The 22968-nt window shown below is 35.1% G+C and carries 25 protein-coding genes; 5 read left to right on the forward strand and 20 right to left on the reverse strand.

The features are described 5' to 3' along the window. Window positions 1-59: 59 nt before the first annotated feature. The 3 genes from ACNQGJ_RS10635 to cysM form a co-directional block, all read right to left on the reverse strand. Window positions 60-1046 carry an aldo/keto reductase gene (locus ACNQGJ_RS10635; RefSeq protein WP_417972613.1) on the reverse strand — a complete coding sequence of 329 codons (987 nt, stop codon included), beginning with the start codon at window positions 1044-1046 and terminating at the stop codon, window positions 60-62. A 27-nt stretch (window positions 1047-1073) separates the two neighbouring features. Then, window positions 1074-1766: an SGNH/GDSL hydrolase family protein gene (locus ACNQGJ_RS10640; protein ID WP_417972612.1), complete on the reverse strand. Its 693-nt coding sequence runs from the start codon at window positions 1764-1766 to the stop codon at window positions 1074-1076. A 137-nt stretch (window positions 1767-1903) separates the two neighbouring features. After that, window positions 1904-2791: a cysteine synthase CysM gene (gene cysM / locus ACNQGJ_RS10645; RefSeq protein WP_417972611.1), complete on the reverse strand. Its 888-nt coding sequence runs from the start codon at window positions 2789-2791 to the stop codon at window positions 1904-1906. Window positions 2792-3194: 403 nt separating this feature from the next. On the opposite strand from cysM, the gene ACNQGJ_RS10650 reads away from it, so the two are divergent. Then, on the forward strand, window positions 3195-3893 hold the full coding sequence (locus ACNQGJ_RS10650) for a DUF1003 domain-containing protein (protein WP_417972610.1): 699 nt from the start codon (window positions 3195-3197) through the stop codon (window positions 3891-3893). Between the two features lie 34 nt (window positions 3894-3927). Here the strand turns inward: ACNQGJ_RS10650 and ACNQGJ_RS10655 are convergent, their stop codons facing one another. Next, complete coding sequence (locus ACNQGJ_RS10655) at window positions 3928-4188, reverse strand: DUF2752 domain-containing protein (RefSeq protein ID WP_417972761.1); 261 nt, start codon at window positions 4186-4188, stop codon at window positions 3928-3930. A 119-nt stretch (window positions 4189-4307) separates the two neighbouring features. Here ACNQGJ_RS10655 and ACNQGJ_RS10660 point away from each other — a divergent pair, with 119 nt between their 5' ends. Then, on the forward strand, window positions 4308-4490 hold the full coding sequence (locus ACNQGJ_RS10660) for a hypothetical protein (protein ID WP_417972609.1): 183 nt from the start codon (window positions 4308-4310) through the stop codon (window positions 4488-4490). After that, on the forward strand, window positions 4483-5034 hold the full coding sequence (locus tag ACNQGJ_RS10665) for a Smr/MutS family protein (protein ID WP_417972608.1): 552 nt from the start codon (window positions 4483-4485) through the stop codon (window positions 5032-5034). The genes ACNQGJ_RS10660 and ACNQGJ_RS10665 overlap by 8 nt, the downstream gene beginning before the upstream one ends. Window positions 5035-5161: 127 nt before the next feature. Here the strand turns inward: ACNQGJ_RS10665 and ACNQGJ_RS10670 are convergent, their stop codons facing one another. Then, window positions 5162-6106: a hypothetical protein gene (locus ACNQGJ_RS10670; RefSeq protein WP_417972607.1), complete on the reverse strand. Its 945-nt coding sequence runs from the start codon at window positions 6104-6106 to the stop codon at window positions 5162-5164. 205 nt (window positions 6107-6311) lie between these two features. Here ACNQGJ_RS10670 and ACNQGJ_RS10675 point away from each other — a divergent pair, with 205 nt between their 5' ends. Together ACNQGJ_RS10675 and ACNQGJ_RS10680 are read left to right on the forward strand one after the other, a co-directional pair. Continuing rightward, on the forward strand, window positions 6312-7229 hold the full coding sequence (locus tag ACNQGJ_RS10675; protein ID WP_417972606.1) for an EamA family transporter: 918 nt from the start codon (window positions 6312-6314) through the stop codon (window positions 7227-7229). A 20-nt stretch (window positions 7230-7249) separates the two neighbouring features. After that, window positions 7250-8374 (forward strand): cysteine desulfurase family protein, encoded by a 1125-nt coding sequence (locus ACNQGJ_RS10680; protein WP_417972605.1) that lies wholly within the window; start codon window positions 7250-7252, stop codon window positions 8372-8374. Between the two features lie 144 nt (window positions 8375-8518). On the opposite strand, the gene ACNQGJ_RS10685 is transcribed toward ACNQGJ_RS10680, so the two are convergent. From ACNQGJ_RS10685 to ACNQGJ_RS10755, 15 genes are all read right to left on the reverse strand, one after another. Then, window positions 8519-9556, reverse strand: coding sequence for a glycoside hydrolase family 130 protein (locus ACNQGJ_RS10685; protein ID WP_417972604.1), 1038 nt, complete (start codon window positions 9554-9556; stop codon window positions 8519-8521). A gap of 20 nt (window positions 9557-9576) precedes the next feature. Next, window positions 9577-10575, reverse strand: a complete 999-nt coding sequence (locus ACNQGJ_RS10690; protein ID WP_417972603.1) for an MlaD family protein — start codon at window positions 10573-10575, stop codon at window positions 9577-9579. 9 nt (window positions 10576-10584) lie between these two features. After that, window positions 10585-11337 (reverse strand): ABC transporter ATP-binding protein, encoded by a 753-nt coding sequence (locus tag ACNQGJ_RS10695; protein WP_417972602.1) that lies wholly within the window; start codon window positions 11335-11337, stop codon window positions 10585-10587. A gap of 6 nt (window positions 11338-11343) precedes the next feature. Then, window positions 11344-12126, reverse strand: coding sequence for an MlaE family ABC transporter permease (locus ACNQGJ_RS10700; protein WP_417972601.1), 783 nt, complete (start codon window positions 12124-12126; stop codon window positions 11344-11346). A 297-nt stretch (window positions 12127-12423) separates the two neighbouring features. Next, window positions 12424-15006: a cation-translocating P-type ATPase gene (locus ACNQGJ_RS10705; protein ID WP_417972600.1), complete on the reverse strand. Its 2583-nt coding sequence runs from the start codon at window positions 15004-15006 to the stop codon at window positions 12424-12426. A gap of 47 nt (window positions 15007-15053) precedes the next feature. After that, window positions 15054-15347, reverse strand: a complete 294-nt coding sequence (locus tag ACNQGJ_RS10710; protein WP_417972599.1) for a chaperone modulator CbpM — start codon at window positions 15345-15347, stop codon at window positions 15054-15056. Beyond that, on the reverse strand, window positions 15344-16243 hold the full coding sequence (locus ACNQGJ_RS10715) for a DnaJ C-terminal domain-containing protein (protein ID WP_417972598.1): 900 nt from the start codon (window positions 16241-16243) through the stop codon (window positions 15344-15346). Before ACNQGJ_RS10715 ends, ACNQGJ_RS10710 begins: the two co-directional genes overlap by 4 nt. Window positions 16244-16296: 53 nt before the next feature. Continuing rightward, window positions 16297-16869 carry a YceI family protein gene (locus tag ACNQGJ_RS10720; RefSeq protein WP_417972597.1) on the reverse strand — a complete coding sequence of 191 codons (573 nt, stop codon included), beginning with the start codon at window positions 16867-16869 and terminating at the stop codon, window positions 16297-16299. Window positions 16870-17123: 254 nt separating this feature from the next. Then, window positions 17124-18185 (reverse strand): reverse transcriptase domain-containing protein, encoded by a 1062-nt coding sequence (locus ACNQGJ_RS10725; protein ID WP_417972596.1) that lies wholly within the window; start codon window positions 18183-18185, stop codon window positions 17124-17126. Between the two features lie 186 nt (window positions 18186-18371). Then, entirely contained in the window at window positions 18372-18497 is a 126-nt protein-coding gene (locus ACNQGJ_RS10730; RefSeq protein ID WP_417972595.1) for a hypothetical protein, read from the reverse strand. A 181-nt stretch (window positions 18498-18678) separates the two neighbouring features. After that, window positions 18679-19833, reverse strand: coding sequence for a phospholipase D-like domain-containing protein (locus tag ACNQGJ_RS10735; protein WP_417972594.1), 1155 nt, complete (start codon window positions 19831-19833; stop codon window positions 18679-18681). Then, window positions 19820-20923 (reverse strand): site-2 protease family protein, encoded by a 1104-nt coding sequence (locus tag ACNQGJ_RS10740; RefSeq protein WP_417972593.1) that lies wholly within the window; start codon window positions 20921-20923, stop codon window positions 19820-19822. Before ACNQGJ_RS10740 ends, ACNQGJ_RS10735 begins: the two co-directional genes overlap by 14 nt. 218 nt (window positions 20924-21141) lie before the next feature. Beyond that, the gene (locus ACNQGJ_RS10745) at window positions 21142-21357 is read right to left on the reverse strand and encodes a Rossmann-fold NAD(P)-binding domain-containing protein (RefSeq protein WP_417972592.1); all 216 of its coding nucleotides are present in this window, start codon (window positions 21355-21357) and stop codon (window positions 21142-21144) included. A 411-nt stretch (window positions 21358-21768) separates the two neighbouring features. Continuing rightward, window positions 21769-22074: a zinc ribbon domain-containing protein gene (locus ACNQGJ_RS10750; protein ID WP_417972591.1), complete on the reverse strand. Its 306-nt coding sequence runs from the start codon at window positions 22072-22074 to the stop codon at window positions 21769-21771. Window positions 22075-22337: 263 nt separating this feature from the next. Next, window positions 22338-22799, reverse strand: a complete 462-nt coding sequence (locus tag ACNQGJ_RS10755) for an OsmC family protein (protein ID WP_417972590.1) — start codon at window positions 22797-22799, stop codon at window positions 22338-22340. Window positions 22800-22968 lie beyond the last annotated feature (169 nt).

Below are 22968 nucleotides of genomic sequence, written 5' to 3' on the forward strand. Positions count from 1 at the left end.
AATACATAAAAAAGGCTCGATTTTCCTTAAATCGAGCCTTTTTTATGTTATCAAAGGAATTACCACAATTGATGTACTTCGGGTTTGATATAACGCTCATAAATTTCATTCATCGCTGCAATTTTGTCATCAGTCAATGTAGGCAAATCATAAACTGATAAATTAGACAACACATGACTTTCATTAGAAGCGCCTGGAATTATACAGCTTACTTCATCGAAACCTAAAATCCATTGTAATGCGATAGGAGCTAAGTTTGTTGATTCGGGAAATAAAGCCTTCAATTCTTCAACAGCTTTTAAGCCCAAATCGTAATTAACACCAGAGAATGTTTCCCCTTTGTCAAAAGCGTCCCCATTTCGATTAAAATTACGATGATCTTGGGTGTCAAAAACAGTTTTGGCATTGAATTTTCCTGTCAAAAGCCCGCTTGCTAGTGGAACTCTTGCAATGATACCAACATCATGTTTCAGCGCTTCTTTAAAAAATAGTTCGGATGGACGCTGACGAAAAAGATTAAAAACAATCTGAACTGAAGTTACATTCGGAAATTCAATTGCTTTTAGCCCTTCTTCCACTTTTTCGACGCTAACGCCAAGATTTAAAATTTTCCCTTCCGTTTTCAAACGGTCAAACATTTCAAATATTTCCGGACGATAAAATACTCCGGTCGGCGGGCAATGCAATTGGATTAAATCTAATGTTTCTAAACCAGTTCTGCTCAAACTGTCTTCTACGAATTTTTGTAGCGCTTTAGGTTGGTAGCCTTCATTTACATGCGGATTAATATGCCGACCGCATTTTGTGGCCACATAAATTCGTTCAGAACGGGAACGAACCACCCGGCCTACAGCTGTTTCGCTCAATCCGTTTTCATAAACATCGGCAGTATCAATAAAATTTACTCCGTTGTCTATTGCGGCATTGATCAGTTCATCTGCGGTTTTATCATTAAAAGGCGAACCCCATTTTCCACCTACCTGCCATGTGCCAAGCGATATTTCTGAAATTTTAAAATCTGTTTTACCTAATCTGCGATAGTTCATTTTTTGCTTCTTTTTAAAGGTGATACTTTATTTTTGCAACAAAACTTTGGTGATTGCTTTTTCTGCAAGAGGCGCCATCACTTGATATCCTGTTTTATTGGGATGTACTTCATCACTGGAGTACGATGCAGGCAGCCCTTTTCGTTTATCAGCCATAGCCGAAAAATAATCAACATATAAGAGGTTATGATCGTGCGCGTAATTTTTTATCAGTTCGTTTAAAGCGACCACTTTTTCAGCGGGATTTTGATTCGGTTTCCAAGAGAAATCATAAGCAGGCAATACTGAACAAAGAATTACTTTAATATTGTTTGCTTTTGCCAATTCGGCCATTGAAAAAATATTATCTGCAATCATATCTAATGAGGAAGGACCAGTATTGCCGGCGATGTCATTTATTCCCGCCAAAACAATCACAACAGCGGGTTTTAAAGCAATAACGTCCGCTCTAAAACGGATAAGCATCTGCGGTGTGGTTTGGCCGCTAATACCGCGATTAACGTATGGTTTTCCGGCAAAATACTCCGGATCTGTTGTGCTCCAAAATTCGGTTATGGAATCGCCCATAAATACAATTCTTTTTTGTCCTGGTACTACCGGTTTGAGATTTGTATTTTCATTTTGGTATTTGTTTAAATTAGGCCAGTCCTGCGCCTGTACTTTTGCTCCCATAACGATTGATAAAAATAGAATGCAATAAATTAATTGAGTATTTTTCATTTGTGATAAAATTATAAAGGGGGTGTTAGTTAAACCATTTTTGGTTATAAAAGGAATTGTTCTTTCTTAAAATCGAATTCGCCTTCCTTTTCGAAAGATACTGAAAAGAAAGGTTATTTCTATAACGTCCAAGTACTTTAATCAAATAAATCCGAAGACAGATAGCGATCGCCACGGTCGCAGATAATGGCGACAATGACTCCTGATTCTAATTCTTCAGCTATTTTTATTGCGGCTGCGACTGAACCACCACTGCTCATTCCTGCAAAAACACCCTCTTCCAGCGCTAAGCGTTTGGTCATTAATCGTGCTTCTGCTTCCGATACTTCAATGATTGTATCTACTTTCTTGGCGTCAAAAATTTTAGGCAGATATTCAACAGGCCATTTTCGTATTCCTGGAATTTGGGAACCATCGCTGGGTTGTGCCCCTATAATTTGAATGGCAGGATTCTTTTCTTTCAAGTAGGTTGAAGTACCTATAATGGTACCCGTTGTTCCCATAGCAGAGACAAAATGGGTTACAGTTCCTTCCGTATCATTCCATATTTCAGGACCTGTTGTTTTGTAATGTGCTTTCCAGTTGTCGTCATTTGCAAATTGATTGAGCATGATGTAACCGCCTTCGGCTACTTTTTTATCAGCATAATCTCTAGAACCTATAATTCCGGCGTTTGCGGGTGTCAAAATAACGGTAGCACCATAAGCAAGCATGGTTTGAGTACGTTCTTTGGTGGAATCTTCCGGAAGTACTAATTCGATTTCGATATTGAATAATTGGGCAATCATGGCCAAAGCAATTCCGGTGTTACCACTAGTTGCCTCAATAAGTTTATCTCCTTTTTTGATCTCTCCTCTTGCTAATGCTGAAGCAATCATATTATAGGCTGCGCGATCTTTGACACTGCCTCCAGGATTGTTTCCTTCGAGTTTTAGTAATAGTTTTACGTTTTTATTTTTTATAAGATTAGTGGTTTCTAGCAAAGGCGTATTTCCAATAAGGTCTAATATTTTTTGTGGTCTCATAGTGTTTTCTGTCTTATCATTTAAATTGTAGCAATCTGATTGCAGAATTGATTACAAATAGAATTCGTTTTTGAACAATGTTTCTCAAGCGAGTAATTTAAAAAATAGCACTAACACTAACAGAAATAAATATTTTTGTAATTCAGTGCCATTTTTACTGGGTTTTAAAACGAACCGCAAAGATATTGAACTATTTCGAATTATTTCTTTCAAAAGAAAAAAGCTATCTGGGTTATTTAGGCACTTTTGTTAAAAAAATTGAGATTAAAACCGATAGGTTATAGTTGTTTTAAACTTTTAAGTTGAAAATACGAGATGGTATCTCTTTTATTTTGAATGAATAAGAACGGATTATTAGTTTTGATGAAAGTGTTTTTTTAAATTAGCACATAAATAACAATCCATGAAATCCAAGTCGACTTTTACAAGTTACATTTCAAAAAAAGAATTTCCAATAGCGGATAAAATTTCTGCTAAAGCCATACGAAACCCAATATTAGCGCTTATTAAAAATGATTATCCTGATTTTGATGAGGACAAATCTTTAGCAATTGAGGAGTTAAATATGTATCGGGAGAAATACATTTCTAATTATTTAGTAGTTGAAATAGGAGAGTTGTCAAAGATGGAAACGAGGGTAATTGGCTCGTTAAACGAAGATAAGTCTTTAGTGAGTGTTGTCGAGGATGAGATTGGAGATCGAACAGTGGGTCAAAAAGTAGCGGATAAAGTTGCTGCTTTTGGCGGAAGCTGGAAATTTATTATTCTGTTTGGAGTATTTATTTTATTATGGATTTTGGCTAATATTTATATCCTTTTGAATCAAGGATTTGATCCGTATCCATTTATTTTGTTGAATTTAATTTTGTCTTGTCTTGCCGCACTTCAAGCTCCGGTAATTATGATGAGTCAAAATCGTCAAGAAGAAAAAGACAGGGAAAGAGCCAAAAAAGATTATATGATTAATCTGAAATCAGAACTCGAAATTAGAATGCTTCATGAAAAACTGGATCATCTGATTCTGCATCAACAAGAAGAATTAATAGAAATTCAAAATGTGCAAATCGAAATGATGAATGATATTTTGACTCGAATCAAATAATTTTTTATTCTGAAAAGTCAAGAACAGGGATGCGTTAGTAGTGCTTAAAATAATACCCTACAATCATAAAAACACCATTTAAAATTGCGGAGCCAACAAGGAGTTTTTTGTAATTTCTGTTTTTGTCGACAGCATGGAAACCCAAAATTGCCAGAAATAACAAGGTGGTAAAAATGGGTGGATACATCTTAAAAGCAGCTCCGAAATTACCCTGCAAAAGCAGCAAAAATCCTCTTTGAAAACCACAGCCTAAACACTCTATTCCAAAGAGCGTTTTGCTTAAACACGGAAACATATATTTTTCTAAATCCAATGGTTTTTCTTTTTACAATTTTACGAAAAAATAAGAAACGGTTTAGGTAATAATTGATGCAATTTTAAATTCACTACTTTTGAAAACTGATATTTAAAAAGATGAGAAAGTTTATAATCCCAATAATGGTTATTGCAATTACTGTGGCTTTGTACGAGCAGGTGAGTGCCGAGAAAAATGTATATATAATGGTAATTGCAATCGTAGTTTTCATGATGGGAATGATGCAATTGAGTGCCAAAACGCCTAGTAAAAATCAAAATAAAGAGGACGAAAATGTTTAACAAAGGAGACAAGGTTTCAGTGCTTGACGAAGCGATAAATGGAGTTGTATTGTCAGTAAACGAAAAGCAAGTGACGATAGAAACAGAGGATGGATTTACAATGACATTTTTTGTCAACGAGTTGATTAAAGTCGACGATTCCAGCAACTTACTTGATTCTATCAGAAGAATTAATGTAAGTGAAGTTTCTAAAGAGAAAGAGATTCCAAAAGCGCGAAGTTTTGTCAAAGAAAAGAAATCAAAGCACGAAATTCCAGCTCCGGAGTTTGATTTACACATCGAAAAACTGGTGCCGAATAAACGCGGAATGTCGAACTATGATATTTTGACTTTGCAGACTGAAACGGCAAAACGGCACATCGAATTTGCGATTCGCAATCGCATCCCAAAAATTGTTTTTATCCATGGCGTAGGAGAAGGAATTCTAAAAGCGGAGTTGGATTTTTTATTAGGACGTTATGATAACATTGCCTTTCAAGAAGGGAATTATCAAAAATATGGTCAAGGAGCGACAGAAGTTTTTATCAAACAAAGTGCCATGTAAGTTTTAAAAATACAAAAAAAGGTCCCGTTTTCAAGCAGTTTTCATTGGAAAATTTACTTAAAATCGGGACCTTTTTTGCGTCTAAAAACAATTGTTTTTAAGCTCTAATTTTACGTCTAATAGGAGATTAATTCGTGGTCAATAATTCACCATAAATATAATTATCACCCAAAATAAAATCACTGCTTCCTTTCTTCATTTTTGCTTTTTTAAGGACAACGGTGTGTTTAAAGCCAGTTCCCAAAGAGGTCGTTGTTACTTCCACAATTCCACTTTCGTTTGCTACTCCAGCCACGGCAATCCATTCTTCGCTTACTGCGGGAGTTGCCGGAAAAGCAGTGTTGCAAAAATAAGCACCAGTTAGTAAACCGGAGAATAATCGATATGTAAGCTTGTTTTTTGTGTCACTTATTAATCCCGTTCGTGGAGTGTTAAGCGGTGTGGCTTGATTAACAATTAAAGCGGGATCAATGTCAAGAATTAGCGCTTCACTACTATTGTAATCGTATAATTGTTTTGAAGAACTACATTGTTCAAGGGTCTTGTTGAATGCAAGCGGTAAAGGTGTAGCATTAATTACATAGTCGCCAAAAGGAAATGTTTCGTAAACTTGCGTCCCGTTGCTTTTTACAAATGTGATGTTTTTGAAGGTAATATTGTGATTGTAACCTGTAATTTTAGTACTGTTATCAGTGGTATTTGTTGTTTTGATGGCGGTCGTATTTATAACTATTTTTCCGCCGGAAGTAGTCCACTGATCCACAACAATTGGTGTTGCCGGGGGGATACTTTCGCAGATGGTTGTAGAGGTTACGGCTCCATTGTAAAAACGATATAGAACGCGATTTGAGGTGCTAATGTCTAATTCTTTGGACACTGTTTCGGTTGGGAATGTAAATCCCAAAACTTCAAGAATAAGAGCTTCATTATCTTTTAGTTTGTAGATGATTCCATTTTTATCGCAAGCTTCCGGAACAACATCTTCAAAACTGATGTCTTCTTGAATTAAATCACCATCATCACAACTGTTTAACAGTACGGCAAAAACCAGTAGGCTTATAACTCTTTTCATTTTTATATTATTTCTAACAAAAGTAGAATTTTTAATTTGTTCCAATTGCATTCCCTTTTAAAAATAGATTATTTAACAGGATATTGGGTTTTATAGAAGAACAATTGCACTATAAAAGACAAATTTGTGGCTGGTAGGATTGTCAGGATGGTTGTCATTTAAAGCCACTAGAATGTATTATCTTTGCATCAATTCAATACTGTTTATGAGACTTAACAAATATTATTCGGCTGCTTTTTTAGCTTTTTTTGTCTGGGGTTTTTTTAGTTTTGCGTTAAAACCATTGCATAATTATCCTTCATTGGATATTTTGTTTTATCGTGTGTTTTTTAGCGTGCTTACGATGGTACTGATTAATGTCGTTTTTCGAAGGAAAGTGATGAGACAAAACTGGAATCATTTCAAAAATATCAGTTCCAAACAACAAAAAAGTGTTGTTATTTTGACTCTTGGTGGTGGCGTATTTCTCTCCTCAAATTGGTTTGTTTACATTTATGTGATGAATCATGTCAGTGTAAATGCGGCTTCTTTAGCGTACTTAATTTGCCCTATAGTGACAACTGTTTTTGCGTTTTTTTTGTTAAAAGAAACACTCAGTAAATGGCAGTGGGTTGCTGTTTCCATCAGTTTTGTTAGTTGTATTTTATTGGCATTCAACTATTTTCAGGATATATTTTACAGCCTTATTACCGCGGCGACCTATGCCTTGTATTTAGTGAGCCAGAGAAAAAACAACGATTTGGATAAATTTTTGGGGTTAACAATTCAATTGATTTTTACAGCACTTGTTTTACTTCCTTTTTATCCTAAATATAGCGGAGTAATTCCTACGGAGCCTTTGTTTTATAGCTGTATGTTCATGATTGTGGTATTTTTTACCATTATTCCATTGTTTCTAAATCTTTATGCGCTCAAAGGAATTAACTCTTCTGCGGTAGGAATTATGATTTATATTAACCCAATTATTAATTTTTTACTGGCCATATTTTATTACAATGAGCAAGTAAGTTTCCTTCAATTGTTCTCTTATTTTCTAATTTTGGTTTCGATAGTTGTTTTTAATGAAAAAATACTCTTTTCCCGAAAAACGAAAGTGATTCCAACACAAATTGAAGGGCTGTAATAATTTTATAATTTAAAAAAATGAAAAAAGTATATCTCGATAATGCCTCTACCACTGCTGTTCGTCTCGAAGTAATTCAGGAAATGACCAAAGTATTAATGGAAGATTATGGAAATCCATCGTCAACACATAGTTTAGGACGTACGGCAAAAAATATCTTGGAACTTTCCAGAAAATCAATTGCCAAAAATTTGAATGCCACTGCACAGGAAATTATCTTCACTTCCTGCGGTACCGAAGCTAACAATTGGATTCTTCGATCTTCGGTTAAAGATTTACATGTAAAACGAATCATTACCAGTAAAATGGAGCATCATGCGGTATTATACACGGCTCTAGTCTTGCAAAAAGAGTACGATATCCAAATTGATTATGTAAATGTAAAACCAAATGGAGAAATTGATATTACACATTTAGTAGAGTTGCTTTCGCAGGAAAAGAAAACATTGGTGAGTCTGATGCATGTAAATAACGAAACAGGTACCGTTTTAGATTTGGAACGAATAGGCCGTATTTGTCAAGAGCATAACGTTTTATTTCATTCGGATACCGTACAGTCCGTTGGTAAGGCAACGATTGATTTAAAAACAATCCCCGTTGATTTTATCGTGGCAAGTGCGCATAAATTTCATGGACCTAAAGGTGTTGGTTTTGCTTTTATTCGAAAAAATTCTGGGTTACAGCCATTGTTTTTTGGTGGTGAACAAGAAAAAGGATTGCGAGCCGGAACCGAAGCGTTGCACCAAATCGCCGGTATGGCAAAAGCACTGGAAGTTTCCTGTACCAACTTAAAAACAGAACAGATACAGATTGCTGCATTGAAAAGTTATTTGATTTGCCAACTTGAAATTGAATTCCCCGAATTTAAAATTAACGGAAATCCCGATGGGTTTTATACTGTTTTGAACGTTTTATTGCCTTTTGCAGCAGCAAAAACAGCGATGATATTGTTTCATTTGGACATGAAAGGAATCGCGGTTTCCCGTGGGAGTGCCTGTCAGTCAGGAAGTATAAAGCCTTCGCATGTTTTAGCCGAAATGCTTTCTGAAGAAGATTTAACGAAACCAAGTTTGCGCATATCGTTTAGTCATTTTAATACAGAGGAGGATATTGATTTGCTGATTGAAGCTTTGAAAACCATTTAAAAAAGAACTGAAACAGGAGAATAGTAATTAAAATATACTGCTTGTTAGCGAAAATAGGGCGCTTTTCAGCATGCTCTTTCCGTATATGAACTTGAAAGTAATATGCTACTTGTTTTTTAAGTTTTGATGACGCTTTTACTATCATTACTTTCTCAATTCGAGAAGCAATTCGTTTATGTCTAATTTTGCAACTGCAATATATTTATCCGCTACACCATAATAAAGGTAAAGATCATTTCCAAACAAGGCGTGACCGGTTGGGAATACAACGTTACTCACTTTGCCTTCTATTTCCCATTGCATAGTAGGAGAAAATAACGGATAAACTAATCTGGAAAGTTCAATTTCGGGACTGTCTAATTGCAATAATGCTGCTCTGGCATGGTATACCTTTCCTGTGGTAGTTTCCTCTACACCGTGATAGATTATCAGCCAGCCAAATTCAGTTTCTATAGGAGGTGCGCCAGCTCCAATGTAGCTTACCTCATAGATGTCTTTTGGATCTAAAACAATATGATTGACAAGATTTTTAAGATAATCTTCCCAAAAAGATTCTGTTAAATCTGTCCACTCATTAAATTGTACAATTTGAATTCCAGGCCAAATGCGGTGTAAAAAAACAAATTTCCCATTTATTTTTCTTGGAAATAAAACCACATCTTTATCTCTGAGTAATCTAAGCTTATCTTCGGCTAGTCCTATTTGTGCAAAAAGGGTATAATACTGATGGTATTTTGGATTTAGTTTGCTTTTATTTTCGTCACAAAAAGTGATATAGTTTTCATATTCTTGGTAATTTACACTTGGAGTTATGATACCATGTTTTTTAAAATGAATCAAATCCTTTGAGGTAGCCAATGCTCCCATTGCATTGACACCATCGTAAGCAGTATAGGTAATGTAATAAATATCCTCAATTTTTACAACACGCGCATCTTCTACACCATGTTTTTCATACTCGAAATCACGAGTGATCAATGGCTTTTCATGCCGTTCCGTCACATTAAGTGGGCCATCCATTTTAGCATAACCGATGGTGGAGAAATTACCATGTTCTACTGCTCGGTATAGAACATGAATGGTATTTCCATCTTGGTAAATACCCGGATTTAACACGGCGCTATTTTCAAATTCGTTGTCAGTCGGACTTAAAATTATTCCTAATTTTTCAATAGTAACCATAATCTCCTCTTTTTTGATTTTCAATACTTTTTATCCTCTATTTCTTTTTTGGGTACTTTAGTTCTTGCTTTTTCCTGTTTTTTAAAATATCCTCGAAATAAAAAATTATGTTTTAAAGCTTCCATATTTTCATTCAAGCGGAAACTGGCTTCATTAATGTTTGTCATCGTGGAGTCTATTTTTCGTACGAATTGCGGATTATTCGACAAGTAGTTTATAGCTCCCTTTCCATCTTTGATATTTGCAATTGTAGTATTGAGGTTGCTAACTACTTTGTTTATTTCAGTGCTGGATTGATCTAAATTCCGCACTACCGCTTTCATATCATTGGCTACAGCCGTATCTTTTAAAAAACCTATTACATTGTTTTTATTTTCTAAAGAAGAAAGGAGTCGGTTTAATTTTGTCACAGACTCCGAGGTTCCTTGAGCGGTAATTTTTAAGTAACGCATAATTTCTTTCATGTTATTGGCTGCTGTGGAATCTTTAATCAATACCCCTACTGTTCCCTTGCCTTGATTTATTTCCTGTGTGATTTTAAGTAAATCAGCCGTCAGCAGTGCCGCATTTTTATTGGTCACGCCAAGGGTATTCAGCATATCATCAGCACGAATTCGACTTAAGGATTGAATTTCATCCCCGGGATTCACAACAGCTTCCATCCCTTTGCCGGGAATAATATTTATAATCATATTACCTACTAAACCATCGGAGCCTATGGTGGCGATAGCGTTTTTTCTAATGTGAGGAAAAATGGTTTTATCAATGAGCATATCGACTTTAATGGTAGAATCATTGATCATTTCGATACCACGCACAGTGCCTACATTTATTCCGGAGTAACGCACATTATTCCCTAATTGTAAACCACTTACATTATTAAAAACTGCTTTTAGATGATTGGTTTTTCCAAACATTTTTTGCTTATCGCCAATGAAATACACTGCCAGTATAAATAGCGTTAATCCGATGATTACAAAAAGTCCAAGTCGCAGTTTTTGTGATGTCGTTTTTTCCATTAGTTATTCTTATTTAAAGAAAGCCTGTACTTTAGGATCTGTTAAGACTGATAATTCCTCAAAAGTTCCCTCGATATAATTGACACCGTCCACCAATAAAATCATTCGGTTCGAAATCATTCTGGCACAATCCACATCGTGTGTAATGATCACTGCCGACGTGTTGTATTTTCTTTGAATGGACATCATCAACAGCAAAATTTCTTTTGCAGTAATGGGATCTAAACCAGTAGTTGGTTCATCATAGAGAATAATTTTTGGTTGCAGAATTAAAGTTCTTGCCAAAGCGATCCTTCGTTTCATTCCACCCGAAAGTTCTTCCGGCATTAAATTTAGGGTATGAGCCAAACCAACATTTTCTAAAGCCTCCATAACCAGTGGAGTGGTGTCTTTTATTTTTCCAAATTTTTTTTTGTGACGACGCAAAGGGAATTCTAAATTTTCTCTGACGGTCATCGAGTCATAGAGTGCACTCCCCTGAAAAAGGAAACCTACTTCGGTACGTATATCATCTAATTCCTCCCGGTCGAGTTCACTAATATCCGCTCCCATTATAACAACTGTTCCACTATCATGTTCTTCTAATCCAATGAGGCATTTTATCATCACAGATTTTCCAGAACCTGATTTTCCCATGATAACTAGATTTTCTCCTTCATTCAAAACCATATTAAAGCCATCCAAAACATGATTATTACCGTAGCTTTTCTTCAAGTCTTTGATTTCTATTATCGCTTTTCTATTGGATATGGATGTATTCATAATCAGTTATAAATCATAAAAAATATCAGTGATAAAAACAGCAACAAAGTCAATAATAAACAAAAGCATCGAGGTAAAAACCACTGCGGAATTAGCCGCTAAACCTACTCCAGCAGTTCCTTTTTTACAATAATATCCTTTAAAACAGCCCACTAACCCGATGGCAAAACCGAAAAAGAATGTTTTAAGGGTCGCTGGGATCAAATCTCCAAATTCCAAGGCGGCAAACACCTGATTGTAATACAGTAAAAAAGAAACATTTCCTTTAATGTTTTCCACTAAAAAGGAACCAAAAATCGCAATAGTATCTCCAAAAAAAACTAGAATGGGTAGCATAATAGTAGTAGCTAATATGCGGGTTACTACTAAATACTTGAAAGGATTTGTACCGGAAACTTCCATGGCATCTATTTGCTCCGTAACCCTCATAGACCCTAATTCAGCACCAATTCCAGAACCAATACGGCCGGCACAAATTAAAGCCGTTATAATAGGTCCAATTTCTCTAATTAGCGAAATGCTTACCATTGATGGCATCCAGGAAACGGCTCCAAATTCCTGCAGCGTAGGGCGGGACTGTAAAGTGAATACCAAACCGATGATAAATCCTGTAACTGCAACGAGTACCAGCGAACGGTTTCCCATATAAAAACATTGTCTAAGGAACTCTTTAAATTCCGAAGGACTTTTAAAAACTTCTTTAAAAAAACGACCGGCAAAAAAGGAGAGTTCGCCAACTTCAATTAAAAAATTTTTAAACAATTCGATTATTTTAAAAACACTATTCATTAGCAAATGAATTAATTTTTAATAGAAAAAAAGCTACTCAAATATACAATTATTTGTCTGATTATCAGTATTTAATGCTGATGTTAAACTTTTTTTTGAAGGTTTTGCCGATAAAAAATAGATTTTAAAAAACAAGTATATTTTTAAATTGCAATGTATATTTTGACTTTTAAACGTCGAGTTAAAAAAAGGGATTTTGATTTAAACTGAAATATAACTCTAAAAAGAAATAAATGATTTTAAAAATAAATCACACAAATCCTTATAAAATAGTGCGTATTAAAAAGTGATTTCAGATTATTTATTCCTGTTTTTAATCCACTTTTCAGCTTCGCCAGACCAGAATACAATACTTGATACCGCCACGGTTATTGCCAATTCATAAAAAGATAAGGGTTGGGTTTTAAAAATCTCATTGAAGAAAGGCACGTAAATTACCATAAATTGAAGGGCAATGGTTATCAGTAGTGCACCAACCATAGGTTTGTTTGAAAAAAATCCTATTTTAAAAATAGATTCCCGTCCGGACCGAATGACCATCACGTGTCCTAATTGACTAAAACAAAGCACCGTAAAAGCCATAGTTTGCCAATGTGCATTGCCATCATGTATTGCATACGCCTGTATCGCAATAGTAACGATGCCCATTAATAATCCAATCCATAAAATATGTATTGCCATTCCCTTTGAAAAGATATTTTCCTGGGGATTTCTGGGTGGTCGATTCATGATATTTGCTTCAGCTGGTTCTGAGGCTAGTGCCAATCCGGGTAAACCGTCGGTTACCAAATTAATCCAGAGAATGTGAATGGCCAATAAGGGAATAGGTAACCCAAAAAATGGAGCTAAAAAAATCGCCCATATTTCGCCTGAATTCCCTGTCATAATATATTTAATAAATTTTAAAATGTTATCAAATATTTTTCTCCCGTGTTTAACGGCAACAATAATGGTGGCAAAGTTATCATCGAGTAAAATCATGTGCGACGCCTCTTTAGAAACTTCAGTTCCGTTGATTCCCATTGCAATACCAATGTCAGCATTTTTTAAAGCAGGAGCATCATTGACACCGTCGCCAGTCATTGCTACAAAATGATTTTTGGATTGTAATGCAGTGATGATTCTTAGTTTCTGTTCCGGATTTACACGGGCATATACAGTTACTTTTTCGACAATTTTCACAAACTCACTTTGTGTCAACGCGCTTAGTTCTGAACCCGTTAAAACAAGATCATCATCCGTGACAATAATACCCAGTTTTTCGGCAATTGCTTTGGCAGTTAGCTTGTGATCACCCGTAATCATAACAGGAATAATACCGGCTTCCTTGCATTGAGAAACTGCCTGTTTTGCCTCCTCGCGAGGGGGGTCGATCATGCCTACAAACCCAATAAGAGTTAATTCATTTTCTATTAAATTAGGATCTAAAGTAGCCGGTAAGGAGGGCAATGTTTTTATTGCGTACCCTAAAACCCGATATCCTTTTGCAGCCATTTCATTGACTTTGCTTTCAAATTCAGGGATATCTGATTTTTGATTGTCACTTAGTTCGTGAAACAATACATCAACCGCCCCTTTTGTAATCACTAAAATTTCACCAGTAGAATTGTGTGTTTGATGTATTGTAGTCATGCACTTTCTTTTAGAATCAAAAGGCAGTTCTGCAATTCGAGGAAGTGCTTCTTCTAAATCATTGCGGTTTAGGTTTTTATCAAATGCATATTGTACCAATGCGACTTCGGTCGAATCTCCTAACCATTTACCACTTTCATCTTTTGTAACGTCATTGTTTAGCGCGATAGCTTGAAGGAGAATATTTTTTTCTTTAAAAATAGTTTCATACTGTAAGTCTGGGGTTTCAAAAATTTCCTGTACCGTCATTTTGTTCAATGTAAGAGTTCCTGTTTTATCAGAACAGATGTATGTAACGGAACCTAAAGTCTCTACCGCCGGTAATTTTCGAATGAGCGCATTGCTTTTGGCCAATTTCTTCGCGCCAAAAGCAAGTGCTACAGTGACTAATGCTGGTAAAGCTTCCGGAATCGCGGCAACTGCAAGCGAAATAGAAGTAATCAACATCGTTACAACGGATTCTCCCCGCAACCGTCCGATAAAGAAAATTATAGCGCAAATAATAAGTATAATCACAGACAATTTTTTGCCAAAAACGGCTAATCTCTTTTGTAAAGGCGTAGCTATTTCATCGGTTTGGATCATTTTTGCGATGTGTCCAAGTTCAGTATGCATTCCCGTTGCTACAACGTAAGCCAGCCCGCGTCCGCTAGTAACAAATGTACCTTTATAGCCCATATTGGTTTGGTCGCCCAGCGCATAGTTACCTTCGGGAAGTGCATCGGGATTTTTTTCTACATTGTTTGATTCGCCCGTAAGTGTTGATTCATCTACTTTTATTTGATGGGTTTCAAAAAAACGGACATCAGCAGGAATAACATTTCCCGCTTCTAGTTCCACTACATCTCCCGGGACAATATCCGATGCAGGAACGTCAATTTTTTTTCCATTACGTAAAATACGAGCATGATTTGCCACCATATTCTTTAATGCTTCCATCGCTTTTTCAGCCCTATATTCTTGGATAAATCCCACAACAGCATTAATAATAATGATGGCAAGAATAATTATGGTATCGCTAAGATCGCCTATTAAGCCAGAAATAACCGCTGCGGCAATAAGGATCAGGATCATAAAATCAGATAGCTGAGAAAGAATCATTTGTACTATCGTCTTCTTTTTTTTATCTTCAATTTGATTTTTTCCATGTTTGCGCAAGCGTTCTGAGGCGGTTGCGTCATCAATTCCGGTTGGGCTGGTGTGGAGCTTTTCAGCTATTTCCAGAAGAGGGAGTAGGTGCCAGTTCATATTTTTACTTTTTACAAATAGTGAAAAATCGTTGGAATTGTCAAAGCTCAACTTTCATACAATCGCAATCTGTTTTTCATGGATATTAATTCATTTTGCAAGGCATCAATTTTTTGCAGTAAGTTAAATACAACATCGATTCCTGCGGTATTGACATCTAATTCCTGATGGATGCGTATCATTTTTTCGATTTCAAAAATTGCATCCGAATGAATATATTGCATTTCTTCGATTGTTTTTATTTCGAGTAATCCCATTTCGTTGAGATTGTCAAAAAAAGATAGTTCTACTTTATAATAACTGCACAATGCCGGTATTGCGATGAGATTTTCTATTTTCATGATGTTCTTAACTTAGCGAGTTCCGTAAATAATTCTTTTTCTTTATCAGTACTATATGTGGGTATTTGCACGTGATAGGTAATGTATAAATCTCCATATTCGCCTTCTTTTTTATAGACAGGAAATCCTTTTCCTTTCAGTTTTACTTTTGTTCCGTTTTGAGTTGCTGGTTTTACGGTTAGTTTTACTTTTCCGTCAAAAGTATCTGCGGTAATATCACCACCCAGTATGGCAGTGTATAAATCTAAGGTAACGGTGGTGTAAAGGTTGTGCTTGTCCAATTTAAAGTTGGTATGGTTTTCAATACTAAAAGTAATATACAAATCACCTTTTGGTCCAGCGTTTGTGCCTTCGCCACCAAGTCCGCTGATTTTTATTTGTTGCCCATTTTCTACCCCCGCAGGAATAGTAATCCGAATGTTTTTGCCGTTAATTGTCAAGGTGCGCTTGTGGGTGGCGTACACCTCTTTTAGATCAAGATGCAATTCTGCATTAAAATCCTCCCCTTTAAACTGTACACTGCGACGCCCTGAGTTTCCTGACGAGTGTCCTCCAAACATTGTCTCAAAAAAATCTGAAAAATCATTGCCCCCACTGAATCCGCCAAAACCATCTTGTTGGCCGCCACTTTGATACTGCTGCTGTTGTTTTGATTTTTCAAATTCCTCGGCATGTTGCCAATTTTCGCCATAGTCATCATGTTTTTTACGATTCTCGGTATGGCTCAGTACTTCATTAGCCTCATTTATTTCCTTGAATTTTCTTTCGGCCTCCTTACTGTTGGGGTTTAAGTCGGGATGGTATTTACGGGCCAGCTTGCGATAGGCCTTTTTAATTTCGGCTTCGGTTGCTTTTTTGTCCACTTCAAGAATCTTATAATAGTCGATAAATGCCATCTGGATTGTTTTATATTTTGAGGCTGTGGTATTATTCCTTTAATCGAACGGGTTTACTGTTTAATAAACTCACAATCTGCTTTAATTTTTACTTCATCACTAATCATTTTCACAGGAAATTTTTGGCCTATATTAAAATCAAGACGATTTAAGGTTCCACTAAACTGAAACCCGGCAGTACTTGCTTTTGATTGCTCATTTACTATAGTTCCTCTATACCACATATTAATTGTTGCCGGTTTTGTTATTCCATGTAGGGTGAGCGCACCTGTAAGTTTGTATTTATCCTTTCCTACTTTTTTTATGGATATACTTTTGAATGTCATTTGAGGAAATTTTTCCACATCAAAGAATTCAGCGCTTCGCAAATGATTATCACGCATTTCTACTTCAGTGTCTATGGAGGCAACATCAGTCGAAAGTTCAAATTCAGCATCACTGAAATCCGTTTTATTTGTTACAACGGTTATCTCAAATTTCTTGAATAAGCCTGCTATATCTGCAATACCATGATGTACGGTGCTAAATGTAAGTTTTGAATGATTTGGATCTGCTTTCCAAGTTGTTTGTGCCTGCAAAAAAGTAAAAAAAAACAGTGTTGCGATAATTAGTGTTATTTTTTTCATGAGGCATGATTTTTTAATTATTTGGTAGTTTATAAAAACGTTACAAGGAAGAAATCGTACTGGCATCGACCTTATTATTCATAAAAAAGACCGTACCAATGATTGTAATTTCAAACATTTTAATTTATCAAATTTAATTAATTTCAGCAATTAAAAATATAATATGTAGCTTTATTTCAGTGTGTTATAAAATTAAAAAAACTCTACGAGGAGTTTTCATGGAATAGTTTTTTACCAAGTTTTCATTTAAATTATTATGGGAGTACTATTTCATCCTCCATCATTTTCAAATCCTGTTTCTTTTTTAGGTTTTTTAACAAAGATTTATATGCCAAAAATTCGATGTCTTTTGGATTTATTTGCAGTACAAAATTTATTTTCCCTAACAAATGTTCGAGATAATTTTTTTGGTTAATTTCTTTGTATTCGCGGTGTTCTTCGAATCCAAACTTCTTGATATAATACATGGCTTGCCTTAAATCATTGCGTTTGTGGAATACCACTTGCGGTTTTTCATTCACAACAATACCCGTCACCGTTTGTCGGTTATTGGATGTCATGAGCTTAGTCTTATTTTTATTGATGCGAAGGTTTAATTTTTCAACAGTATTACGTACTTCATACAGCAATTTATTTTCATCAAAATCTCCCGAAAAACTCATGTCGTCAGCATACCGGGTGTATCTTATTTTATGTAGTTTACAGTAGGCCGCAATCTTGGCATCGGCATCTTTAAATATTAAATTCGAAAGATACGGACTCGTGGGCGCGCCTTGCGGCAAAGTTCTGTCTCGGGTGCATAATTTGGAGAATAATTTCGATACCATTTTAGAATAACCCAATTGATGAAATTCTTTTTCAACTAATTCAATAGTAATAGATTGAAAAAAATTTTCTAAATCCAATGTAAAAACTTTAGGCTGATTTTTGTGAAATTTGAGGTTTTCAATAAGGCTTACATTGGTTTTATATGCTTTCGCAAAAGGGCTGGTGGACACTTTATTTAAGATATTTCTCAAAATCCAGATTTGAATTTCTTTTAAGCTCGGAAGCGGTTCAGAAATAAGTCGTTTGGTGCCATTTTTCTTTGAAATCTCAAAATCACGGTAAAAGTAACAGGGATAAACCGCCGCTTTTTTTATATATTCTTTTTTGTAACCTACTAAAAGTGATAAATGGTTTGGATTGTAAATAACCGGTACGTCGTGAGAAAATAAAACTGCGGCATAATCCAGACAGCGTTGAATATTTGACGGGGAATATCCTATTTTATGGGATTTGACGGTAAATGTATCTCTATATTGTGCAAAATCCATAATGTTTAAATCGTTAATGGAGTAGGGACTATTTTGTCCCTAACCCCGATTAAGAATACCGGTTTAAAAGTTCGAAGCTCTGCGGAGAATCTTTTGAACCTGGTGCTTGAAAGAACATTCAATTACAGAGCAGTGACTCACGGCTCCGATGTTAACCTGGGCTAACAAATTTCTTTAAGAAATGAACTAGAAAAATAATTCGTCCTGACCGGGAATAAACAAAATTTTACCACTTAATTTAGGAATTTTGTTCTCCAAATCTTTATGAATCCAATCCTCTTTTTTTTTAGTTTTTATTCGGTGTGGTTCCATTATTTATTATTTTATAAAGCGCTTGTTATTAATGTTTTAACAGGATTAAATGACACAGATAAAGTTAAATAAAAATATTTTATTAACAGTACTAATAGTGATAATTTTTAGATAATAATTTTGATTTTGCTAAATAGGTACTTTTCTTTGAACATAAAGTTGTAATTATTGTTTTATACAATCAATTATTGAAGCGTTTGTAGGGCGTGTACGTAACAATTATTTCGATGATTCGAGTAATACAATATGACAGTATATTGATGGATTTTGTCAATATATTGTTGTTAATTTTTAGCGAATCAGCCGTTATACTTTGGCATTGATCAATAATTTCGAGCAGGTGGGTTTGAAACATTTTCGAAAATAAATCAGAATTTATTTCAACATTCATTTCCAGACTTCCGTACGAACTTAAATTATTCAGATTAAAAGATCCTATTGTGCTCCAATTGCCGTCTATAACGGCGACTTTTCCATGTAAAACGGATTGGTTCCATTCATACAATTCAATATTATATTTAAGAAGATTGCCATAGAGAAAACAGGTAGCGCGCCTTGTAAGCGGTAGATCTGACTTACCAGAAAGAATTAATTTAATTTTCACTTTATTTTCAGATGCTTTTTTGAAGGCGCGAATGATTTTAATCCCAGGCAGAAAATAACTTCCCACAATGATTATTTCTGTTTTCGCATTTCGAATGGATTTTATATAGCTATCACAAATCTCGTTTTGGCCTTTTAACCAGTCATTCTGAAGGATGCGAACCAAGGCGCCTTTCTCAACAGGGAATGGAAATTTTATTTTTTTGTTTTGTAGGCGTCTTTTTTTAAAATAGATATCGGTGCATAATTTTTGGATCGGTTCGGCAATTTCGCCTTTTAATTGAACGGCATAGTCTAACCAAGGGCTTTCTGTTGGGGAACCACAATATTTATCAGCTATATTTATGCCGCCAATCAGGACAATTTTGGCATCAGCAACAATAACTTTTCGATGCAACCTTCTGCCAAGATAAAAGGTGTAAGTTGAAAATAAAGGAGCAAAAAACCGAATATTTATTCCGCTCTGCCTCATTTCTTTAATTGTTTCAGAGGGAAATGATAAAGAACCCAAACCATCCAAAAGTACATAAACCTGCACGTTACGCAAAGCAGCTTCTTTCAGTGCGCAAATAATATTATTCCCCGTCGCATCGTTTTCAAAAAGGTACATCTGCATGTGAATTTCAATTTGTGAATTGCGAATAATAGCCTCTAATCGAGAAAAATAATCTTGGCCACTGTATACAAGCTCCAGATTTTTTGAAGCATTAAAGTTTTTTTCATTTTCGATCATGCGCTTTGTTTATTTTTATTTCGTTAATTATAAGAAATTCCATAAGATTTTCGACATCCAAAATACCAACAACTTTATTGTTTTCCATGACAAGCATTAATCTGGATTTATTGAGTTGAATGAGTTCAAAAACTTTTTCCAAAAGAGAATCGCTGTCGAGATAAACCAAATTTCGATCCATGACATTATAAATAAATTCATCATATCCCTGATTTGAAAGTGCCATAATAATTTGGTCCCGATTCAGCGTTCCAACCGGAACACCTTCCTCAGTAATTAAAAAATTCTTGTTTTGGCTGTCCAAAACCATTTCAACTGCTGTTTTTACTGTATCATTTACATCAATCACGGGATACTGTTTCATTACAACATCATGGACTTTAAAACCTTTTAACATGAATTTAGATTCCGTATGATCAGCTTCAACCTGAGCTCCAATAATGACAAAAACACCTATAAAAACTAAAATTGGAGAAGTGAAAAACCCAGAAATAATAAATCCTATTGCTAGTAGTTTACCGATACGTGCCGAAATTCTTGTGGCAATATGTCTTTGTAACTTAAACGATAAAAGCGCACGTAAAATTCGGCCGCCATCCAGAGGGAAAGCGGGGATTAAATTAAAAATGCCCAAACAGAAATTGACTAAAAAAAAATGGAGCAAGAAATTATTAGCGTGTACTCCACTAGATATTTCAGTCATTAATTGCTGGGAAGTAGCAGGAATTGTAATGAAAATCCCGGTGATGAAGGCCAGTGTGAAATTTACCAAGGGTCCCGCAAAAACGACTACTAATTCTTCAGATGGTTTTTCTGGTATTTGTTCTAATCTGACTAAGCCGCCAATAGGTAAAAGGATGATGTCTTTGGTTTTTATATTGTAATTTTTTGCCGCTACAGCATGGCCGAGTTCATGTAATAAAACGGTAAGGAATATGCTTGCGATAAACAGCAGATACCATATTATTTGACTGGTATTAAGTCCTGATTTTTTGTTCATGAAAATGATAAACAGTATAAGCAAACTGAATGTCCAGTGTATGAATATTGCAATTCCGCATACTGTCCCTAGTTTAAAAGAACCTTTCATCTTTTGAGTTTTTAATAGTACTAATAACAGTGATTAGAAAAGGCAACGAAGTCTTAAAAAAAAGTCGTCATTTATTTGAGAATCAGTATGATCCAACGATACCAATTGTTTTTCCATGCAAATCAAAACCTACCAAATTATCCAAACGATAATCGCCCATTTACATTAATGCCTGACCAAAAAACATCTGTTTAATGCCAGTACTAATGCCGCGGCGATCATATATACTTTACACCGCAGGTATGTAGTATTTGCAATACTTTTTCGGAAGCTTCATCAGAAGTAAAAAGTGAAACAACATCAAATCCATCGGCAAGATTTGCAGTGCTTTCATTCAAAGGCTGTTCGGTAAAAACTAATTCATGATTGCCCTGCGCTGCTTTTTTCAAGAAAGCTTTATCAAAACCCAATATGCTGTAGACTAATACTTTCATTTTTGCTGTTTTTCATTTCTAAAATAGTACCGGTTAAGATAGTAAATTTTCGATGAACCTGTTTCGAGATTTCAATTCTAGTTTTTAAATTAAAAAAGCTTAATTTATTCATAATCAGTAAAATTGAGTAGAAAGTGGATGCTTTAATTTTTTCTTAAATCGGGAATTATTATCGAATAAATAACGGATCAACCATCTCTGCACAGCACTTAAACTATTATTTTTTTAGGAATAATGAATTCTTCTAAATATAGAGAGTAGGGATTAGAGTAACTTTCCTTTCACACCGGTTCACCTGTTCATCGATCTAAAAGACGTGTACATCAATTTTCACGGCTTCGTCAAGGCCTTGATAGAGGAATTTCCGGTAATATCTCCAAGTTGTAGCTATCCTTTTATGGGATAAATGAATCATTGTTGTTTGTATTTCCAACGTTTTAAGGTAGGTAAAATATTTACCGCTTTTTGAACCATATAATCAGGGAGTTGTCTCTCTTCCATATGTTTTTTAACAACATTTTTCATGTCATCTATGTTCATTTCTGGATTTTTGAAATCACTATTTACATAGCAATACTTGCAGTAATCATTACTTTTAATTCCGTTATTTTCTGTTCCTTTTAATTGTTCCACATTTAATGGAATACCGCAACTTTGACAAAATTGTATGTCTTCTAAACTGTTTTCTTTTAAAGAGTTTAATGTAAAGTTTTTCATAATGTTACTGATTTTACGATTATAATTTTAAGTTTTGGTGTTAATAAATTTTTTTAAACTGCGATTTGCGTCTCCTGTTAATTCGGGGTGATTCGTTGTAAATAGACTAGTTAATAGGAATTTATATAAAAATATAAGTCTTTTTTTTTGCATTCAGAATTCTCTTTTTTGAGTTAATTTTTAACTCGTTACTTTAGTTTTTTGCGAATGTTTACCTGTAATGTTATTGTAATTTCACCATTATTTGCTCTCTGAATACTCTTCTAAAAGGAATTTCCCAGCGGAACAAGATTATACTCTATAATTATTTCTGGCTCTAACCGAATCGTTGTTTTAATCGCATTTGAAATCATGCACGCCTTTTCACTCATCTCCAAAATCTGTCTCGCTCGCTCCGGTTTTTGAGAATAATGGATGACGAGTTTTGGTTGAAGAATAATTTCAATTATGGTATGTTTTCCATGAACGTTATCCACATTACAAGTCGATTTACTCTCAAAGCTTATAAACTGTAGTCTTGAACTTTCGGCAATTGACAAAAAATTAGTTAACAGACAACTGTTGATAGCGGCAACAAATAGATGCTCAGGTGACCATATTTTCTCCATGCCTTTTGGGAACTCAGGAGAGGTCGCGACTTCAATATTTTGAGGCAGAACAGGGGAACTTAACATTCCTTTCCTTTGGTCTGACCATTTTAGATTTACTTCGTAAGTATACATCATATACGTTTTTAAGTGACATTAATACTCAGAAATGATTGTGCGACAAATCCGCTATCCACTACCATGGAATGTCCAGTTACACAAAAAGCATTTTATTCATTTTCGTGCAAAGACGATACCTTTTAGCACTACTGGCAAATCTCATTTGAATAGACATGCCTATTGGAAT

Source organism: Flavobacterium cryophilum, assembly GCF_048286555.1.
In the GTDB taxonomy this organism is placed as follows: Bacteria; Bacteroidota; Bacteroidia; order Flavobacteriales; family Flavobacteriaceae; genus Flavobacterium.

Bases quoted from the DNA above. Each gene is read 5' to 3' on its own strand.
- ACNQGJ_RS10635 (WP_417972613.1), bottom strand. From the start codon at position 1,046: ATGAACTATCGCAGATTAGGTAAAACAGATTTTAAAATTTCAGAAATA.
- ACNQGJ_RS10640 (WP_417972612.1), bottom strand. From the start codon at position 1,766: ATGAAAAATACTCAATTAATTTATTGCATTCTATTTTTATCAATCGTT.
- cysM (WP_417972611.1), bottom strand. From the start codon at position 2,791: ATGAGACCACAAAAAATATTAGACCTTATTGGAAATACGCCTTTGCTA.
- ACNQGJ_RS10650 (WP_417972610.1), top strand. From the start codon at position 3,195: ATGAAATCCAAGTCGACTTTTACAAGTTACATTTCAAAAAAAGAATTT.
- ACNQGJ_RS10655 (WP_417972761.1), bottom strand. From the start codon at position 4,188: ATGTTTCCGTGTTTAAGCAAAACGCTCTTTGGAATAGAGTGTTTAGGC.
- ACNQGJ_RS10660 (WP_417972609.1), top strand. From the start codon at position 4,308: ATGAGAAAGTTTATAATCCCAATAATGGTTATTGCAATTACTGTGGCT.
- ACNQGJ_RS10665 (WP_417972608.1), top strand. From the start codon at position 4,483: ATGTTTAACAAAGGAGACAAGGTTTCAGTGCTTGACGAAGCGATAAAT.
- ACNQGJ_RS10670 (WP_417972607.1), bottom strand. From the start codon at position 6,106: ATGAAAAGAGTTATAAGCCTACTGGTTTTTGCCGTACTGTTAAACAGT.
- ACNQGJ_RS10675 (WP_417972606.1), top strand. From the start codon at position 6,312: ATGAGACTTAACAAATATTATTCGGCTGCTTTTTTAGCTTTTTTTGTC.
- ACNQGJ_RS10680 (WP_417972605.1), top strand. From the start codon at position 7,250: ATGAAAAAAGTATATCTCGATAATGCCTCTACCACTGCTGTTCGTCTC.
- ACNQGJ_RS10685 (WP_417972604.1), bottom strand. From the start codon at position 9,556: ATGGTTACTATTGAAAAATTAGGAATAATTTTAAGTCCGACTGACAAC.
- ACNQGJ_RS10690 (WP_417972603.1), bottom strand. From the start codon at position 10,575: ATGGAAAAAACGACATCACAAAAACTGCGACTTGGACTTTTTGTAATC.
- ACNQGJ_RS10695 (WP_417972602.1), bottom strand. From the start codon at position 11,337: ATGAATACATCCATATCCAATAGAAAAGCGATAATAGAAATCAAAGAC.
- ACNQGJ_RS10700 (WP_417972601.1), bottom strand. From the start codon at position 12,126: ATGAATAGTGTTTTTAAAATAATCGAATTGTTTAAAAATTTTTTAATT.
- ACNQGJ_RS10705 (WP_417972600.1), bottom strand. From the start codon at position 15,006: ATGAACTGGCACCTACTCCCTCTTCTGGAAATAGCTGAAAAGCTCCAC.
- ACNQGJ_RS10710 (WP_417972599.1), bottom strand. From the start codon at position 15,347: ATGAAAATAGAAAATCTCATCGCAATACCGGCATTGTGCAGTTATTAT.
- ACNQGJ_RS10715 (WP_417972598.1), bottom strand. From the start codon at position 16,243: ATGGCATTTATCGACTATTATAAGATTCTTGAAGTGGACAAAAAAGCA.
- ACNQGJ_RS10720 (WP_417972597.1), bottom strand. From the start codon at position 16,869: ATGAAAAAAATAACACTAATTATCGCAACACTGTTTTTTTTTACTTTT.
- ACNQGJ_RS10725 (WP_417972596.1), bottom strand. From the start codon at position 18,185: ATGGATTTTGCACAATATAGAGATACATTTACCGTCAAATCCCATAAA.
- ACNQGJ_RS10730 (WP_417972595.1), bottom strand. From the start codon at position 18,497: ATGGAACCACACCGAATAAAAACTAAAAAAAAAGAGGATTGGATTCAT.
- ACNQGJ_RS10735 (WP_417972594.1), bottom strand. From the start codon at position 19,833: ATGATCGAAAATGAAAAAAACTTTAATGCTTCAAAAAATCTGGAGCTT.
- ACNQGJ_RS10740 (WP_417972593.1), bottom strand. From the start codon at position 20,923: ATGAAAGGTTCTTTTAAACTAGGGACAGTATGCGGAATTGCAATATTC.
- ACNQGJ_RS10745 (WP_417972592.1), bottom strand. From the start codon at position 21,357: ATGAAAGTATTAGTCTACAGCATATTGGGTTTTGATAAAGCTTTCTTG.
- ACNQGJ_RS10750 (WP_417972591.1), bottom strand. From the start codon at position 22,074: ATGAAAAACTTTACATTAAACTCTTTAAAAGAAAACAGTTTAGAAGAC.
- ACNQGJ_RS10755 (WP_417972590.1), bottom strand. From the start codon at position 22,799: ATGATGTATACTTACGAAGTAAATCTAAAATGGTCAGACCAAAGGAAA.